General features: G+C 67.4%; 7 protein-coding genes. 4 read left to right on the top strand and 3 right to left on the bottom strand.

Annotated elements, in window-relative coordinates:
* Positions 1-12: 12 nt before the first annotated feature.
* Positions 13-936: a branched-chain-amino-acid transaminase gene (ilvE, locus tag L3N39_RS03260; protein ID WP_237255760.1), complete on the bottom strand. Its 924-nt coding sequence runs from the start codon at positions 934-936 to the stop codon at positions 13-15.
* Positions 937-985: 49 nt separating this feature from the next.
* Entirely contained in the window at positions 986-3931 is a 2946-nt protein-coding gene (glnE, locus tag L3N39_RS03255) for a bifunctional [glutamate--ammonia ligase]-adenylyl-L-tyrosine phosphorylase/[glutamate--ammonia-ligase] adenylyltransferase (RefSeq protein WP_237255759.1), read from the bottom strand.
* A gap of 274 nt (positions 3932-4205) precedes the next feature.
* Here glnE and aceE point away from each other — a divergent pair, with 274 nt between their 5' ends.
* Both aceE and aceF read left to right on the top strand, forming a co-directional pair.
* Entirely contained in the window at positions 4206-6851 is a 2646-nt protein-coding gene (gene aceE, locus L3N39_RS03250) for a pyruvate dehydrogenase (acetyl-transferring), homodimeric type (RefSeq protein WP_237255758.1), read from the top strand.
* An 11-nt stretch (positions 6852-6862) separates the two neighbouring features.
* Positions 6863-8500 carry a dihydrolipoyllysine-residue acetyltransferase gene (aceF, locus tag L3N39_RS03245; RefSeq protein ID WP_237255757.1) on the top strand — a complete coding sequence of 546 codons (1638 nt, stop codon included), beginning with the start codon at positions 6863-6865 and terminating at the stop codon, positions 8498-8500.
* Positions 8501-8581: 81 nt separating this feature from the next.
* Here the strand turns inward: aceF and L3N39_RS03240 are convergent, their stop codons facing one another.
* A complete protein-coding gene (locus L3N39_RS03240; RefSeq protein ID WP_431977994.1) occupies positions 8582-9070 on the bottom strand; it encodes a hypothetical protein in 489 nt (162 codons plus the stop codon).
* Positions 9071-9205: 135 nt separating this feature from the next.
* On the opposite strand from L3N39_RS03240, the gene L3N39_RS03235 reads away from it, so the two are divergent.
* Together L3N39_RS03235 and msrA are read left to right on the top strand one after the other, a co-directional pair.
* Positions 9206-11866: a putative bifunctional diguanylate cyclase/phosphodiesterase gene (locus tag L3N39_RS03235; protein WP_237255756.1), complete on the top strand. Its 2661-nt coding sequence runs from the start codon at positions 9206-9208 to the stop codon at positions 11864-11866.
* A gap of 85 nt (positions 11867-11951) precedes the next feature.
* Entirely contained in the window at positions 11952-12596 is a 645-nt protein-coding gene (gene msrA, locus L3N39_RS03230) for a peptide-methionine (S)-S-oxide reductase MsrA (protein WP_237255755.1), read from the top strand.
* Positions 12597-12743: the final 147 nt, after the last annotated feature.

The following is a 12743-nucleotide window of genomic DNA, read 5'->3' as shown; positions in this document are numbered from 1 at the left end:
GCGGCTCGCGGCTTACTTGACCAGCGTGCGCCATTCGGCATGGGCGTCGGTCTTGCCGCTGACCAGGTCGAAGTAGGCCTTCTGCAGCGTCTCGGTGACCGGCCCGCGGCGGCCGGCGCCGATCTGCCGGCCGTCGACCTCGCGGATCGGCGTGACTTCGGCGGCGGTACCGGTGAAGAAGGCTTCGTCGGCGATGTACACCTCGTCGCGGGTGATGCGCTTCTCGACCACCTTCAGGCCGTGCTCGGCAGCCAGGGTCAGCACGGTGCCGCGGGTGATGCCGTTCAGGCAGGCGGTGACTTCCGGGGTGTAGATCACGCCATCCTTGATGATGAAGATGTTCTCGCCGGAACCCTCGGCCACGTAGCCTTCCGGATCCAGCATCAGCGCCTCGTCGGCGCCGCCGGAAATCGCTTCCTGCAGGGCCAGCATCGAGTTGATGTAGGCACCGTTGGACTTGGCGCGGGTCATGGTGATGTTGACGTGATGGCGGGTGAAGGAGCTGGTGCGCACCTTGATGCCCAGCTCCAGCGCCTCGTCGCCCATGTAGGCGCCCCAGTGCCAGGCGGCGACGATCACGTGCACCTGCAGGCCGCTGGCGCGCAGGCCCATGCCTTCGCTTCCGTAGAACACCATCGGGCGGATGTAGGCGCTTTCCAGGTTGTTCTCGCGGACCGCGGCGCGGGTTGCCTCGTTGATCTCGTCACGGCTGTACGGGATCTTCATGTTCATGATGTGCGCGGAGTCGAACAGGCGGTCGGTGTGCGCCTGCAGGCGGAAGATCGCGGTGCCGGCCGGCGTGTTGTAGGCCCGCACGCCCTCGAACACGCCCATGCCGTAGTGCAGGGTGTGGGTGAGCACGTGGGTGGTCGCATCGCGCCACTGCACCAGCTCGCCGTCGTACCAGATCACGCCATCACGATCGGCCATGGACATGGTTGCCAACTCCTTCAGAATTCGAAACTTGCAGGTTGCCCGGCGAGGGTCAGCCGAGCCCCAGTTCGCGCCAGATGCGCAGGACGGTGCGGCGCTCGCCGTGGAATTGATCCCCACTCACCACTCCGGGCAGCTTCTGCAGTGACTGTCGGTGCGCCGCCGCACGGTAGGCCTTGTAGGCGTCCTGCAGCAGCCGGACCTCATCGCCGGTCATCAACCCGGCCTGCTCCAGCCCATCGAGAATGCGGATGTTATCGGTGTAGCGCAGCAGCTCGGGATGCTCATGCGACCACGCCAAAGCCGCGTATTGCACCATAAATTCGATATCGACGATACCACCGGCGTCCTGCTTGAGATTGAACTCGGCCGCGGCCTCGAACGCGGATTCACCCGTGCCGCCGTGGGTCGCCTGGGTGCCCAGGCTGTCGCGCATCTTCGCGCGCATCTCACTGACCTCGCGACGCAACACCTGGAGTTCGCGCGGGCGCCCGAGGACTGCCGCCCGCACCCGCTCGAAGTCGCCGCGCAGGCGCTCGCAGCCGACCAGCACGCGGGCGCGGACCAGCGCCTGGTGCTCCCAGGTCCAGGCCTCCTGCTGCTGGTAGCGCTCGAAGGCGCCGAGCGAGCTGACCAGCAGCCCCGAGGCGCCGGACGGGCGCAGGCGCATGTCCACCTCGTAGAGCTGGCCGGAGGTGGTCTGGGTGGTCAGCAGGTGGATGATGCGCTGGCCCAGCCGGGTGTAGAACTGCGCGCCGTCGATGGGCTTGGCGCCATCGGTCTCGGCGATGGGGTCGCCATCGTGAATGAACACCAGGTCCAGATCCGAGCCGTGGCCAAGCTCGATGCCGCCGACCTTGCCGTAGCCGACGATGACGAACGCCGGGTCGCAGGGCGAGCCGTCGCTGCGCCGCGGCTGCCCATGGCGCGCCACCATGTGGCGCCAGGCCAGGGTCAGTACCTCGTTGAGGATCGCCTCGGCCAGCCAGGTCAGGTAGTCGCTGACCTTCATCAGCGGCAGCGTGCCGGCGATCTCCGAGGCTGCCACGCGCAGGCGGTGCGCCAGCTTGAAGTGGCGCAGCGCCTCCATCTGCTGCTCCAGGTCGTCCTCCGGGATGCGCATCAGCCGCTCGCGCAGCTCGGCCACCAGCTCGGGGGCCTGCGGCGGGTTGTAGAGACGCCCGGCGTTGAGCAGTTCGTCGAGCAGCAGGGGGAACCGGGTGATCTGCTCGGCGACCCATGGGCTCGCGGCGCAGAGCTCGAGCAGGCGCTGCAGCGCACCGGGATTTTCCGTCAGCAGCACCAGGTAGGCCGAGCGCCGCGCCACCGCCTCGACCAGCGGCAGGACCCGCTCGAGCACCAGGTCCGGGTCGCCCTGCTCGACCGCCTGCGCCAGCAGCCGCGGGATGAAGGCATCGAGGCGCTCGCGCCCGAGCCGCTGCATGGTGCGCACCTGGCTGCCGTTGCGCAGCGCGACCAGGCGCTGGCAGGCCAGCGCGCCGTCACGGAAGCCCGCCTCGCCGAGCTGCCGGCAGGCGTATTCCTCGTCCCACTCCTGCTGCCAGAGCGGCAGCCATTCGTCGACCGCGAGCACTTCGCCCTCGGCCTCGTCGTCCTCGTTGGGATCGGCGATGACCTGGCGGAAATGCCAGTCGATGCGCCCGCGCCAGTGCAGCAGGCGCTCGTGGAAGGCATCCCAGTGCGCGAAGCCGAGCATGAAGGCCAGGCGGTCGCAGTCGGTCTGGTTGTCCGGCAGCATCTGCGTCTGCCGGTCGGCGATCGCCTGCAGCGCATGCTCGACGTAGCGCAGGAAGCAGTAGCCCTCGCGCAGCTCGTCCACCGCCGCGGCCGGCAGGTAGCCCTGCCCGGCCAGCGTGGCCAGCACCTTGAGCAGCGAGCGCTCCTGCAGGCTGAGGTCGCGCCCGCCGTGGATCAGCTGGAAGGCCTGGGCGATGAACTCCACCTCGCGGATGCCGCCGGCGCCGAGCTTGATGTTCGCCGCCATGCCCTTGCGCCGCACCTCCTGCTGGATCAGCTGCTTCATGCTGCGCAGCGCTTCGATCGCGGAAAAGTCCAGGTAGCGGCGGTAGACGAACGGCCGCAGCATCTCCAGCAGCTCGCGCCCGGCCTGCTGGTCGCCGCCGACCACCCGCGCCTTGATCATCGCGTAGCGTTCCCAGTCGCGACCCTGGTCCTGGTAGTACTGCTCCAACGCGTTGAAGCTGAGCACCAGCGCGCCGGATGAGCCGTACGGGCGCAGGCGCATGTCGACGCGAAAGACGAAGCCCTCCACGGTGATGGCGTCCAGCGCCTTGATCAGCTTCTGCCCCAGGCGCACGAAGAATTCCTGGTTGTCCAGCGAGCGCTTGGCGCCGACCGTCTCGCCGCCTTCCGGGTAGCCGAAGATCAGGTCGATGTCCGAGGACAGGTTCAGCTCGCAGGCGCCGAGCTTGCCCATGCCGAGGATGACCATGTGCTGCGGCTCGCCGGAGCGCGCGCCGGTGGGCACGCCGAACTGCTGGCAGTGGCGCTCGTAGAGCCAGCGATAGGCCAGGTCGATGCAGGCATCGGCCATCGCCGAGAGGTCGCGGCAGGTCTCGGCCAGGTCGGCCAGGCGATTGAGGTCGCGCCAGATGATGCGCAGCTGGTGGCGGTTGCGGAAACGCCGCAGCGCCACCGCCAGCGCGTCCTCGCTGTCGCAGCCGGCGAGCTCCGCCTCGAGCAGGGCGCGCATCTCGTCCCGGCCGAGCGCGCGCTCGAGCAGCCCGGCCTCGCCCAGCTGCAGCAACATCGCCGGATCTCGACTAACCTGTTGGCTGGCGAAATCGCTGGCGGCGCATACCCTGGCGAAGGCCTCGCGGCGGGCCTGCGGCCAGCCTTGCAGCACCTGCGCGAGCCCGGCCTCGAGCCCCCCGGCCGCGGCGAGGAACGACTCCTCGGCACGACTGACAAAGGACTGGAGCGCGGCAGGAACGGCAATCAGCGAGGGCAGGCTCATCGGGTCACTTCCTTTCTCCGGTCGAATCGTGGTCAATCGCGCGGCCTAGCGCCTCGCAAGCACCGGAGGCAGGCCAGCGGATGCCGCCGCGAATGTAGTTTCGCTACTAAAGAATCCCCGGAGGGGCTGAACACGGGCGAGGTTTTGTAGTAAAACTACAGGCGCCTGGCTCTACCCCCGGGCAAGCATCCAAGAACATGAAACGCAACCGCTCAAAAAGCGTGATGCGAAGCAGGCAACCGATTCTGGAAGCCTTTCCGCCATGGAGCAAGCCATGCAAGATCTCGATCCCGTCGAAACCCAGGAATGGCTGGACGCCCTTGAGTCCGTCCTCGACCACGAGGGTGAACAACGTGCTCACTATCTGATGACCCGGATGGGCGAACTGGCCAGCCGCAGCGGCACCCAGCTGCCCTACGCGATCACCACGCCATACCGCAACACCATTCCGGTCGCCCACGAGGCCCGCATGCCGGGCGACCTGTTCATGGAGCGACGCATCCGCTCGCTGGTCCGCTGGAACGCCCTGGCCATGGTCATGCGCGCGAACAAGCAGGACCCGGACCTGGGTGGCCACATCTCCACCTTCGCCTCCAGCGCGACGCTCTACGACATCGGCTTCAACTACTTCTTCAAGGCGCCGACCGAAGAACATGGCGGCGACCTGGTGTACTTCCAGGGCCACGCCTCGCCGGGCGTCTATGCGCGTGCCTTCCTCGAGGGCCGCATCAGCGAGGAGCAGCTGAACAACTTCCGCCAGGAAGTGGACGGCAACGGCCTGTCCTCCTACCCGCACCCCTGGCTGATGCCGGAGTTCTGGCAGTTCCCCACGGTGTCCATGGGCCTGGGTCCGATCCAGGCGATCTACCAGGCACGCTTCATGAAGTACCTGGAGCACCGCGGCTTCATCCCGGCGGGCAAGCAGAAGGTCTGGTGCTTCCTTGGCGACGGCGAGACCGACGAGCCGGAATCGCTCGGCGCCATCGCCCTGGCCGGCCGAGAAAAGCTCGACAACCTGATCTTCGTGGTCAACTGCAACCTGCAGCGCCTGGACGGCCCGGTGCGCGGCAACGGCAAGATCATCCAGGAACTGGAAGGCAACTTCCGCGGCGCCAACTGGAACGTGATCAAGGTCATCTGGGGTCGCCTGTGGGACCCGCTGTTCGCCAAGGACGACAACGGCGCCATGCAGCGCCGGATGGACGAGGTGGTCGACGGCGACTACCAGAACTACAAGGCGAACAACGGCGCCTTCGTACGCGAGCACTTCTTCGCCACGCCGGAACTCAAGGAAATGGTCAAGGACCTTTCCGACGAGGAAATCTGGAAGCTCAACCGTGGCGGCCATGACCCGTTCAAGGTCTATGCGGCCTATCACAACGCGGTCAACCACCAGGGCCAGCCGACCGTGATCCTGGCCAAGACCATCAAGGGCTACGGCACCGGCTCCGGCCAGGCGCAGAACATCACCCACAACGTGAAGAAGGTCGACCTGGAAAGCCTCAAGGCCTTCCGCGACAGCTTCGGCATCCCGATTTCCGACGACAAGCTCGAGGCGCTGCCGTTCTACAAGCCCGAGCCCGACAGCCCGGAGATGAAGTACTTGCTCAAGAGCCGCGAGAAGCTCGGTGGCTTCATGCCGCAGCGCCGCGCCAAGAGCTTCAGCATCCCGACGCCGCCGCTGGAAACGCTCAAGGCGATCCTCGACGGCTCCGGCGACCGCGAAATCTCCACCACCATGGCCTTCGTCCGCGTCCTGGCGCAGCTGGTCAAGGACAAGGACCTGGGTTCGCGCATCGTGCCGATCATTCCGGACGAGGCGCGCACCTTCGGCATGGAAGGCATGTTCCGCCAGCTCGGCATCTACTCCTCGGTCGGCCAGCTGTACCAGCCGGTGGACAAGGACCAGGTGATGTTCTACCGCGAGGACAAGAAGGGCCAGATCCTCGAGGAAGGCATCAACGAGGCCGGCGCCATGTCCAGCTGGATTGCCGCGGCGACCGCCTACAGCAACCACAACCAGCCGATGCTGCCGTTCTACGTGTTCTATTCGATGTTCGGCTTCCAGCGCATCGGCGACCTGGCCTGGGCGGCCGGCGACAGCCGCGCGCGCGGCTTCCTCATCGGCGGCACCGCCGGGCGCACCACGCTCAATGGCGAAGGCCTGCAGCACGAGGACGGCCACAGCCACCTGCTCGCCGCGACCATCCCCAACTGCCGCACCTATGACCCCACCTACGGCTACGAGCTGGCGGTGATCATTCGTGAAGGCATCCGGCAGATGACCGAGGAGCAGCAAAGCATCTTCTACTACATCACCGTGATGAACGAGGCCTACCAGCAGCCGGCGATGCCGCAGGGCGTGGAAGAAGGCATCATCAAGGGCATGTACCTGCTCGAGGAAGACAAGAAGGACGCCGCGCATCACGTCCAGCTGCTCGGCTCGGGCACCATCCTGCGTGAAGTGCGCGAGGCGGCGAAGATCCTGCGCGAGGACTACGGCGTCGCCGCCGATGTCTGGAGCGTGCCGAGCTTCAACGAACTGCGTCGCGACGGCCTGGCGGTGGACCGCTGGAACCTCCTGCACCCGCACGAGAAGCCGCGCCAGTCCTACGTCGAGCAGTGCCTGGGCGGCCGCAAGGGCCCGGTGGTGGCCTCGACCGACTACATGAAGCTGTTCGCCGACCAGATCCGCCAGTGGGTCCCGAGCCGCGAGTACCGCGTGCTGGGCACCGACGGCTTCGGCCGCAGCGACAGCCGCAAGAAGCTGCGCCATTTCTTCGAAGTCGACCGCAACTGGGTCGTGCTGGCTGCCCTGGAGCAACTCGTCGCCCGCGGCGAGATGGAAGCCAAGGTGCTGGCCGATGCCATCGCCAAGTTCGGCATCGACCCTGAAAAGACCAACCCGCTGGACTGCTGAGGAGCGAACAAATGAGTGAGTTGATTCGCGTACCCGACATCGGCAGTGGTGAGGGTGAAGTCATCGAGCTGTTCGTCAAGGTCGGCGACCGCATCGAGGCCGACCAGAGCATCCTGACCCTGGAGTCGGACAAGGCGAGCATGGAAATCCCGGCGCCCAAGGCCGGCGTGGTCAAGAGCCTGAAGGTCAAGCTCGGCGACAAGCTCAAGGAAGGCGACGAGCTGCTCGAGCTGGAAAGCGAGGGTGGCGCAGCGGCCGAGCCGCAAGCCGAAGCAACCCCGGCCGCCGAGGCGCAGCCTGCGGCCCCGGCCGAACAGCCCGCCGAGCAGCCTGCACCGGCCGCCGCGCCGGGCGCTGCCGAGCAGGTCCAGGAAATCCGCGTCCCGGACATCGGTTCGGCCGGCAAGGCGAAGGTCATCGAGGTGCTGGTACAGGCCGGCGACCGCGTCGAGGCCGACCAGTCGCTGATCACCCTGGAGTCGGACAAGGCCAGCATGGAGATCCCCTCGCCGGCCGCCGGCGTGGTGGAAAGCCTGACCGTCAAGCTCAACGACGAAGTCGGTACCGGCGATGCGATCCTGACCCTCAAGGTCCAGGGCAGCGCACCGGCACCGGCCGAGAAGCCCGCTGCACCGGCCCCAGCCGCCGCACCGGCCCAGCCCGCACAGCCGAGCGCCAAGCCGGCCGCAGCCCAGCCGAGCGCCGTTGCCCAGCCGGCCGCCGCACCGAGCCGCGCCGGCGCCAAGGTGCATGCCGGCCCGGCCGTGCGCCAGCTGGCCCGCGAGTTCGGCGTCGAGCTGTCGGCGGTCACCGGCAGCGGCCCGAAGGGGCGCATCCTCAAGGAAGACGTGCAGCAGTACGTCAAGGGCATGCTGCAGCAGGGCCCGCAGGCGGCCGCCGCCAGCGGCGGGGCCGGCATCCCGCCGATCCCCGCGGTGGACTTCAGCAAGTTCGGCGAAGTCGAGGAAGTCGCGATGTCGCGACTGATGCAGATCGGCGCCGCCAACCTGCATCGCAGCTGGCTGAACGTGCCTCACGTGACCCAGTTCGAATCGGCCGACATCACCGAGCTGGAGGCCTTCCGCGTGGCACAGAAGGCGGTGGCCGAGAAGGCCGGCGTCAAGCTCACCGTGCTGCCGCTGCTGCTCAAGGCCTGTGCGCATCTGCTGCAGGAGCTGCCGGACTTCAACAGCTCCCTGGCCCCCAGCGGCAAGGCGCTGATCCGCAAGAAGTACGTGCACATCGGCTTCGCCGTGGACACGCCGGACGGCCTGATGGTCCCGGTCATCCGCGACGTGGACAAGAAGAGCCTGCTGCAGCTGGCCGGCGAGGCCGCCGAGCTGGCCGAGAAGGCGCGCAGCAAGAAGCTGTCGCCGGACGCCATGCAGGGTGCCTGCTTTACCATCTCCAGCCTCGGCCACATCGGCGGCACCGGCTTCACGCCGATCGTCAATGCGCCGGAGGTGGCGATCCTCGGTGTCAGCAAGGCCACCATGCAGCCGGTGTGGGACGGCAAGGCCTTCCAGCCGCGCCTAATGCTGCCGCTGTCGCTGTCCTACGATCACCGCGTGATCAACGGAGCCGCGGCGGCGCGCTTCACCAAGGGCCTGTCCGAACTGCTGGCCGACATCCGCACGCTGCTGCTCTGACGGCAGCCTGCGGTAAACGCAAAGACCCGCCAACTGGCGGGTCTTTGCGTTCAGGGGCTCCGCTGCGCCAAGGCGCCGGGCTCAGCCCTTCTGCAGGTTGCGGATGAGGAAGGACAGCGCCTTGGCCAGCTCCTGCGCGCCTTTGGGATCGCGCAGGATGCGCACCAGCGGCTCGCCGTCCAGCGGGCTGTCGATGCTGCAGGCCAACTGCTGGTCCGGGCAGCGGTACTGCAGGTAGGGATCGAGGCCGTAGACCGCCAGGCTGCGGTGGCGTACCGCGACCGCCGCACCCGGTCCGCGGACCTCCTCGCGAATGCGCAGCTCACCGGCCTCGCCTAGCTCGAGGCGGTAGAGGTAGTCCCGCGCATCGCCCCGCCCGACCTGGTAGCCGGCCCGCAGCGCGTAGGTCTCCAGCAGGCTGTTGCCATGCGCCAGCAGGGCCTGGCGATCACTGTTGGTGAGGTAGAGCTGGCGCAGTTCGGCGAGGTAGCGCGCGGACTCGTCGGAGCTCAACTGCGGGGGCTCTGCGGCCGAGGCGCACAGCATCACAGAACTGGCGATCGATGCGATGAATAACCTGCCGAGCCGACTTGTCAGTCCCTGTCGCATAATGCACCCTTGCCCCAGTTTGATATCAATTAGCTATTGCTCGAAGCCAAGGCCTCTGCGGCCAGTCCCGGTGAGCATACGGAAGCGAACCGCTCGATGAAAATACATACCGATGCCGCCAGCCGCCTGGCGACCGAGGTTGTGACGCAGTTTCCAGTGCCTTCGCGCCTGGGCCTGCTGCGTTTCGAGCGGATCAACGAAGCCAGCTGGGCCCTGCTCTACCTCGACCCGGCCTGTGACAGCTACCTCGGGGTGGCGGCCAGTGAACTCTGCTCGCTGACCGAGTCGCCCTTTGCCAGCCTGATGGAGCCCTCGGTCCGCCACCAGCTGCACGAGCAGATCCAGCAGCAACTGGTCAGCGGCAATCACTACCGGGTCAGCTATCGCCTGCACTGCCCGAGCGGCCTGCTGGAGGTGACCGAGGTCGGTGAAACCTGCCAGCGCTACGGGCGCGAGCTCCTGGCAGGCTACCTGCTCGCCGGCCCGCAGGCGGATCCGACCCGCCCGGCCGCGGCCGAGCGCAACCTGGCGCTCGACCCCGAACTACCGCTCGGCAGCCAGCTCGACCTGCTGCTGCGCGCACGCGCCCAGCAGGCACTCATCGTCCGCCTGGCCCGCCACCGCTACAGCTCGGCCAACCCCCAGGTCGAAGCGGCACAGCTGATCACCCAGGCAGCGGCCGAGGCGTTCGACGTGGCGCGGGCGGCGATCTGGCAGATCGACGGCAAGCAGGCCACCGCCGTGGCCTCCTTCGTCCGCGCCGATGACAGTTTCGACTACCCGTCCCGCTTCGACCTGGCGACCTGCCCACGCTACCTGGAGTCGCTGCACAACAGCCGCACCCTCGAGGCGGAGGATGTCGGCCTCGACCCACGCCTGGCCGAGCTGAACCGGGTATTCTTCGCGCCGCACGCGATCCGCTCGGTGCTCCATGCGACCATCCGCGTCGGCGGCGAGGTGACCGGCGTGCTCTGCCTGCAGCACAGCGGCGCGCCGCGCAGCTGGCTGGCCGACGAGATCGCCTTCGCCGGCGAGCTGGCCGACCAGTATGCCCAGGTCCTGGCCAACCAGCAGCGGATCGGCGCCATGCAGCGGCTGCAGCTGTTCCTGCGGGCAATCGAGCAGAGCGCCAGCGCAGTCGTGCTGGTCAACCGCGAGGGTCGGGTGGAATACGTCAACCCCAGCTTCACCGACATCACCCAGTTCGCCGCCGAGGAAGTCTGCGGCCGGCGCCTGACCGAGCTGTCGGCGATGGAAAACCTCGGCGAGCTCTTGTCCGACAGCGCCTCGACGCTCAGCCAGGGCAACAGCTGGCAGGGCGAATTCCGCAGCCGCCGCAAGAACCTCGAGGCCTACTGGGGGCAGCTGTCGATCTCCAAGGTGTTCGGCGACGACGGCGAGCTGACCCACTACATTGGCATCTACGAAGACGTCACGCCGAACAAGCTCGCCCAGCAGCACATCGAGCGCCTGGCCTATACCGACAACCTGACCAGCCTCAGCAACCGGCCGTTCTTCATCCGCAGCCTGGAGGAGCGCTTCGCCGGCAGCCATGAGCCGGTGCTGTGCCTGCTGCTGGTGGACATCGACAACTTCAAGCGCATCAACGACAGCCTCGGGCACCAGACCGGCGACAAGCTGCTCGCCAGCCTGGCGCGCCGGCTGCGCAACAACCTGGGCAGCGGCGCGGTGCTCGCCCGCTTCGCCAGCAACGAATTCGCCATCCTGCTCGACGACCAGAACCTGGAAGACGGCCTGCGGCTCGCCGACCAGGTGCTGCATACCCTCGACCGCCCGCTGTTCGTCGACAAGCAGCTGATCAGCGTCAGCGCCTCCGTGGGGCTGGCCTGCGCGCCGCTGCACGGCCGCGACCCGGAAACCCTGATGAAGCACGCCGGCCAGGCGCTGCACAAGGCCAAGGCCAATGGCAAGAACCAGGTCCAGGTCTTCACCGAGGCCCTGCATGCCGAGGCCAACTACAAGCTGTTCGTCGAGAACAACCTGCGCCGCGCACTGAACCAGAACGAACTGGAAGTCTTCTACCAGCCCAAGCTGTGCCTGCGCAGCGGCCGCCTGCAGGGCCTGGAGGCGCTGCTGCGCTGGAACCACCCGGAAAAGGGCATGATCCGCCCGGACCAGTTCATCAGCGTGGCCGAAGAGACCGGCCTGATCGTCCCGATCGGCAAGTGGGTGGTGCGCGAGGCCTGTCGCATGGGCGTCGCGCTGGCGGCCAGCGGCTGCGGCGCGCCGCAGATCGCCATCAACCTCTCGCCCAAGCAGTTCTCCGACCCAGACCTGGTCGCCTCCATCGCCAGCATCCTGCGCGAGGAGAAACTGCCGGCCGCCCAGCTCGAACTCGAGCTGACCGAGGGCCTGCTGCTGGCCGCCACCGGCGAGACCCGCCAGCAACTGGTCGGCCTGAAGGCCCTGGGCCTGACCCTGGCCATGGACGACTTTGGCACCGGCTATTCCTCGCTGAGCTACCTGAAGAAGTTCCCGATCGATGTGATCAAGATCGACCGCAGCTTCATCAAGGATATTCCTGCCAACCAGGACGACATGGAAATCACCTCGGCGGTGATCGCCATGGCCCACAACCTACGCCTGAAGGTGGTCGCCGAAGGTGTCGAGACAGCTGCCCAGCTGCACTTCCTGCGGCGCCAGCGCTGCGATATCGGCCAGGGCTATCTGTTCGACCGGCCGATCGCCGGCCGGCTGCTTGCCGAACACCTGCGTCGCTACCCGCACTGGCTTTGAGGCAGCCGGCGGTCCGCACGCGGCTTTCCCCGGCGGCACGGCTTCGGTAGCCTGGGGCATCCGTCCTTGCCGCGAGGCCCTGAACATGACATTGCGCTCGCAGATTCTCGTCCATCGCCAGGCCCTGCCGACGCCCGAGCAGGCGCTCCCCGGGCGCTCCACGCCGATGCCGGTGCCGGCAGCCCACGCGGTCAGCGGCAACCCGTTGACGCCACCGTTTCCGGCCGGCCTGGCGCGGGCGCTGTTCGCCATGGGCTGCTTCTGGGGTGCCGAGCGGCGCTTCTGGGAATTGCCCGGTGTCTGGACCACGGCGGTGGGCTACGCCGGCGGCCTTACGCCCAACCCGACCTACGAGGAAGTCTGCTCGGGGCTGACCGGGCATACCGAAGCAGTGCTGGTGGTGTTCGACCCGCGGCAGATCGACTATGAACGGCTGCTCAAGGTGTTCTGGGAATCCCACAACCCGACCCAGGGCATGCGCCAGGGCAACGACGCCGGCAGCCAGTATCGCTCGGCCATCTACTGCCATGACGCCGGGCAACTGGACCAGGCACAGGACAGCCGGGAGCGCTTCCAGCAACGGCTCACGCAGGCAGGGCTGGCTAGCATCACCACGGAAATCGCCGAAGCGCCGGCCTTCTACTATGCCGAGGCCTATCACCAGCAGTACCTGGCGAAGAATCCCGGCGGCTATTGCGGCCTCGGCGGGACCGGCGTCTGCCTGGCCTGATCGGGCCATGCCACGCCGGCTGGGCCGGGCTAACGGCTTAACCCCTGGCACAAAAAGAAAACCCCGCGTGAGCGGGGCCTTTGCAGACTGAATTCCGACATCCGTGATCCGCGCCTCCATGGCGCCTTTCCCTGGGGTTTCCTTGTT

Origin of the sequence: Pseudomonas oligotrophica, from assembly GCF_021726475.1 — a bacterium.
GTDB lineage: Bacteria > Pseudomonadota > Gammaproteobacteria > Pseudomonadales > Pseudomonadaceae > Stutzerimonas > Stutzerimonas oligotrophica.
Note: the sequence above shows the minus strand (reverse complement) of the source record. Positions and strands in the feature narration are given on the sequence as shown.

Coding starts and splice junctions, on each gene's coding strand:
- L3N39_RS03235 (WP_237255756.1), top strand. CDS start 9,206: ATGAAAATACATACCGATGCCGCCAGCCGCCTGGCGACCGAGGTTGTG.
- glnE (WP_237255759.1), bottom strand. CDS start 3,931: ATGAGCCTGCCCTCGCTGATTGCCGTTCCTGCCGCGCTCCAGTCCTTT.
- ilvE (WP_237255760.1), bottom strand. CDS start 936: ATGTCCATGGCCGATCGTGATGGCGTGATCTGGTACGACGGCGAGCTG.
- msrA (WP_237255755.1), top strand. CDS start 11,952: ATGACATTGCGCTCGCAGATTCTCGTCCATCGCCAGGCCCTGCCGACG.
- aceE (WP_237255758.1), top strand. CDS start 4,206: ATGCAAGATCTCGATCCCGTCGAAACCCAGGAATGGCTGGACGCCCTT.
- aceF (WP_237255757.1), top strand. CDS start 6,863: ATGAGTGAGTTGATTCGCGTACCCGACATCGGCAGTGGTGAGGGTGAA.